Origin of the sequence: Arenimonas terrae (assembly GCF_006265115.1) — a bacterium.
Lineage (GTDB): Bacteria > Pseudomonadota > Gammaproteobacteria > Xanthomonadales > Xanthomonadaceae > Arenimonas > Arenimonas terrae.
In genome coordinates, this window is the sequence record NZ_SMDR01000007.1 from 1 (window position 1) to 5,495 (window position 5,495).

Consider the following 5,495-nt stretch of genomic DNA (forward strand, 5'->3'; position numbering starts at 1 on the left):
GGGATAAAAACCCTGGCGATGACCTACTCTTGCATGGCTTAGGCCACACTACCATTGGCGCAGCTGCGTTTCACTTCCGAGTTCGGGATGGGATCGGGTGGTTCCACAGCGCTATGGTCGCCAGGGAGAGGGTGGAGGGTCGCAGTGGCTGGGTCGATGGATTGACGCAGTTATGCGCTCACGCTCTCAAAGGGGGGACGTAGCGAACATTGTTTAAGGCGATACCGGCATCGACGTGTTGTCGAGGGTAAGGCGTCTTGAGGTTATATGATCAAGCCGCACGGATCATTAGTATCAGTTAGCTCAACGCATTGCTGCGCTTACACACCTGACCTATCAACCACCTAGTCTTGATGGTTCCTTTAGGGGACTTGTGTCCCGGGAGATCTCATCTTGAGGCACGCTTCCCGCTTAGATGCTTTCAGCGGTTATCGTTTCCGACCATAGCTACCCGGCAATGCCATTGGCATGACAACCGGAACACCAGGGGGTCGTCCACTCCGGTCCTCTCGTACTAGGAGCAGCCCCTCTCAAATCTCCAACGCCCACGACAGATAGGGACCGAACTGTCTCACGACGTTCTGAACCCAGCTCGCGTACCACTTTAAATGGCGAACAGCCATACCCTTGGGACCGACTACAGCCCCAGGATGTGATGAGCCGACATCGAGGTGCCAAACACCGCCGTCGATATGAACTCTTGGGCGGTATCAGCCTGTTATCCCCGGAGTACCTTTTATCCGTTGAGCGATGGCCCTTCCATACAGAACCACCGGATCACTAAGACCTACTTTCGTACCTGCTTGATCCGTCGATCTTGCAGTCAAGCACGCTTATGCCTTTGCACACAGTGCGCGATGTCCGACCGCGCTGAGCGTACCTTCGTGCTCCTCCGTTACTCTTTGGGAGGAGACCGCCCCAGTCAAACTACCCACCATACATGGTCCCCGGCCCGGATAACGGGCCCAGGTTAGAACGTCAAGCACATCAGGGTGGTATTTCAAGGATGGCTCCATGCGATCTAGCGACCACACTTCATAGCCTCCCACCTATCCTACACAGACGAACTCAACGTTCAATGTAAAGCTATAGTAAAGGTTCACGGGGTCTTTCCGTCTTGCCGCGGGAACGCTGCATCTTCACAGCGATTTCAATTTCACTGAGTCTTGGGTGGAGACAGCGCCGCTGTCGTTACGCCATTCGTGCAGGTCGGAACTTACCCGACAAGGAATTTCGCTACCTTAGGACCGTTATAGTTACGGCCGCCGTTTACCGGGGCTTCGATCAAGAGCTTCGCCTTGCGGCTAACCCCATCAATTAACCTTCCGGCACCGGGCAGGCGTCACACCCTATACGTCCACTTTCGTGTTTGCAGAGTGCTGTGTTTTTGATAAACAGTCGCAGCGGCCTGGTTTCTGCGGCCTTGATCAGCCCAGCTATGCATATAGCCACCAATCAAGGCGCACCTTCTCCCGAAGTTACGGTGCCATGTTGCCTAGTTCCTTCACCCAAGTTCTCTCAAGCGCCTGAGAATTCTCATCCTGCCCACCTGTGTCGGTTTACGGTACGGTCTGCGTGACCTGAAGCTTAGAGGCTTTTCCTGGAAGCGTGGTATCAGTGACTTCGTCCGATAGGACTCGTCTCGGTGCTCGGCATAGATGAGCGCGGATTTGCCTACGCTCAATGCCTACCTCCTTTCCCCGGGACAACCAACGCCCGGTACACCTAACCTTCTCCGTCCCCCCATCGCAGTCACGCGAGGTGCTGGAATATTAACCAGCTTCCCATCGACTACACCTTTCGGTCTCGCCTTAGGGGCCGACTCACCCTGCACCGATTAACGTTGTGCAAGGAAACCTTGGGCTTTCGGCGTGCGGGCTTTTCACCCGCATTATCGTTACTTATGTCAGCATTCGCACTTCCGATACCTCCAGCCGACTTCTCAATCGACCTTCAACGGCTTACGGAACGCTCCTCTACCGCGCACACCAAAGGTGTGCACCCTAAGCTTCGGTATACCGCTTAGCCCCGTTAAATCTTCCGCGCAGGCCGACTCGACCAGTGAGCTATTACGCTTTCTTTAAAGGATGGCTGCTTCTAAGCCAACCTCCTGGCTGTCTGTGCCTTCCCACATCGTTTTCCACTGAGCGGTAATTTGGGGACCTTAGCTGTAGGTCTGGGTTGTTTCCCTTTTCACGACGGACGTTAGCACCCGCCGTGTGTCTCCCGTGTAGTACGTCTTGGTATTCGGAGTTTGCCATGGTTTGGTAAGTCACAATGACCCCCTAGCCATAACAGTGCTCTACCCCCAAGAGTATTCGCACGAGGCGCTACCTAAATAGCTTTCGAGGAGAACCAGCTATCTCCGGGTTCGATTAGCTTTTCACTCCTAGCCACACCTCATCCCCTACTTTTGCAACAGGAGTGGGTTCGGGCCTCCAGTCGGTGTTACCCGACCTTCACCCTGGGCATGGCTAGATCACCCGGTTTCGGGTCTACTGCATGCGACTATGCGCCCTATTCAGACTCGGTTTCCCTTCGCCTCCCCTATACGGTTAAGCTTGCCACATACAGTAAGTCGCTGACCCATTATACAAAAGGTACGCAGTCACCGAACAAGTCGGCTCCCACTGCTTGTACGCACACGGTTTCAGGTTCTATTTCACTCCCCTCTCCGGGGTTCTTTTCGCCTTTCCCTCACGGTACTGGTTCACTATCGGTCGGTCAGGAGTATTTAGCCTTGGAGGATGGTCCCCCCATATTCAGACAGGGTTTCACGTGCCCCGCCTTACTCATCATCATCTACTAGGCCCTTTCACATACAGGGCTATCACCTTCTATGGCCGGCCTTTCCAAGCCGTTTTGCTAGAACCTAATAGACTTCAGGGCTGGTCCCCGTTCGCTCGTCACTACTGGGGGAATCTCGGTTGATTTCTTTTCCTCTGGTTAATGAGATATTTCAGTTCACCAGGTTCGCTTCGTACGGCTATTTATTCACCGCACGATACTGCCGAAGCAGTGGGTTTCCCCATTCGGACATCTCCGGGTCAATGTCTGTTGCCGACTCACCGGAGCTTTTCGCAGGCTGCCACGTCCTTCATCGCCTCTGACCGCCAAGGCATCCACCGTGTGCGCTTATTCGCTTGACCATATAACCTCAAGTCGCCTCAAGGTCATCGTTTTCGCAAATAGTTACAACGATTAAACTCAATAAGGAATCCGACCAGGATTCCCGCCTTAGCCTCTACGACACGTCTTGATGACAGTTTCGTCTCAAACGCTCGCTACGTCCCATATTTTCAAAGATCACGAAGCCGGCCTCACTGCCGGTTCGATAAACTTGGTGTGCGCTGTCATTCCACATGACGATTCAAAGCTGGTGGAGCCAGTCGGGATCGAACCGACGACCCCCTGCTTGCAAAGCAGGTGCTCTCCCAGCTGAGCTATGGCCCCGTGACAAGAAGTGGTGGGTCTAGGAGGACTCGAACCTCCGACCTCACCCTTATCAGGGGTGCGCTCTAACCACCTGAGCTACAGACCCAGGTCGGATCACGTTGTGGAATGCAGGAAACTTGTGCGGACGCCTGGCAGAGGCGAACTCGTCGTTGCTCAAAAGGAGGTGATCCAGCCGCACCTTCCGATACGGCTACCTTGTTACGACTTCACCCCAGTCATCGGCCACACCGTGGCAAGCGCCCCCCTTGCGGTTAAGCTACCTGCTTCTGGTGCAGCAAACTCCCATGGTGTGACGGGCGGTGTGTACAAGGCCCGGGAACGTATTCACCGCGGCAATGCTGATCCGCGATTACTAGCGATTCCGACTTCACGGAGTCGAGTTGCAGACTCCGATCCGGACTAGGATGGGGTTTCTGGGATTGGCTCCGCCTCGCGGCCTCGCGACCCTCTGTCCCCACCATTGTAGTACGTGTGTAGCCCTGGCCGTAAGGGCCATGATGACTTGACGTCATCCCCACCTTCCTCCGGTTTGTCACCGGCAGTCTCCTTAGAGTTCCCGACATTACTCGCTGGCAACTAAGGACAAGGGTTGCGCTCGTTGCGGGACTTAACCCAACATCTCACGACACGAGCTGACGACAGCCATGCAGCACCTGTCTCACGGTTCCCGAAGGCACCCCCGCATCTCTGCAGGGTTCCGTGGATGTCAAGGCCAGGTAAGGTTCTGCGCGTTGCATCGAATTAAACCACATACTCCACCGCTTGTGCGGGCCCCCGTCAATTCCTTTGAGTTTCAGTCTTGCGACCGTACTCCCCAGGCGGCGGACTTAACGCGTTAGCTTCGACACTGAGCTCCTAGTTGAGCCCAACGTCCAGTCCGCATCGTTTAGGGCGTGGACTACCAGGGTATCTAATCCTGTTTGCTCCCCACGCTTTCGTGCCTCAGTGTCAGTGCTGGTCCAGGTGGCCGCCTTCGCCACAGATGTTCCTCCCGATCTCTACGCATTTCACTGCTACACCGGGAATTCCACCACCCTCTACCGCACTCTAGTCCGCCAGTATCCACCGCCATTCCCAGGTTGAGCCCGGGGCTTTCACGGCAGACTTAACGAACCACCTACGCACGCTTTACGCCCAGTAATTCCGAGTAACGCTTGCACCCTTCGTATTACCGCGGCTGCTGGCACGAAGTTAGCCGGTGCTTATTCTTTCGGTACCGTCAGCCTCCCGACGTATTAGGTCGGAAGATTTCTTCCCGAACAAAAGTGCTTTACAACCCGAAGGCCTTCTTCACACACGCGGCATGGCTGGATCAGGCTTGCGCCCATTGTCCAATATTCCCCACTGCTGCCTCCCGTAGGAGTCTGGACCGTGTCTCAGTTCCAGTGTGGCTGATCATCCTCTCAGACCAGCTACCGATCGTCGCCTTGGTGAGCCTTTACCTCACCAACTAGCTAATCGGACATCGGCTCATCTTCTCGCGCAAGGCCTTGCGGTCCCCTGCTTTCACCCTCAGGTCTCATGCGGTATTAGCGTAAGTTTCCCTACGTTATCCCCCACAAGAAGGTAGATTCCGATGTATTCCTCACCCGTCCGCCGCTCGCCGCCAGGGTTGCCCCCGCGCTGCCGCTCGACTTGCATGTGTTAGGCCTGCCGCCAGCGTTCACTCTGAGCCAGGATCAAACTCTTCAGTTGAAGTTTTTAGCTTCGACTTACAGATGTCCGACCGTGGCTTTACGTCGCTTGCATAGCAATACAACTTAAAGCTTGTTGGCTAGACGTCTGCAAGAAATGGACTCATCCATCCCCTGTCAGGCGCCCGCACAAATTTCCTGCGCACACTGTCAAAGATCAACGGGTTAGCAGCTTCTGCTCAACCCAACCCAGAGGACGTTTCGTCCAAGGGAGCCGCACATTATACGGCGCTTTCGAAGTTCGTCAACACCCTAAAACCGACTTTCTTCGAACCCCACCCCCGTCCAATCAACCCGGCCGGTGAAGGGCCGCGAAGAATAGCGACAGGAGAGGGATTTGGGAAG

General features: G+C 55.1%; 2 tRNA genes and 3 rRNA genes. All 5 read right to left on the reverse strand.

The features are described from left to right. Nucleotides 1-10 precede the first annotated feature (10 nt). Nucleotides 11-125: ribosomal RNA gene (rrf, locus tag E1B00_RS15465) — 5S ribosomal RNA — on the reverse strand. A gap of 142 nt (nucleotides 126-267) precedes the next feature. Continuing rightward, nucleotides 268-3,149 (reverse strand): 23S ribosomal RNA (locus tag E1B00_RS15470). Nucleotides 3,150-3,377: 228 nt separating this feature from the next. Further along, nucleotides 3,378-3,453, reverse strand: a tRNA-Ala gene (locus E1B00_RS15475). A gap of 11 nt (nucleotides 3,454-3,464) precedes the next feature. Further along, a tRNA-Ile gene (locus E1B00_RS15480) sits at nucleotides 3,465-3,541 on the reverse strand. A 71-nt stretch (nucleotides 3,542-3,612) separates the two neighbouring features. Further along, nucleotides 3,613-5,151 (reverse strand): 16S ribosomal RNA (locus tag E1B00_RS15485). The 16S, 23S and 5S rRNA genes sit together here with 2 tRNA genes alongside, the layout of an rRNA operon. Nucleotides 5,152-5,495: the final 344 nt, after the last annotated feature.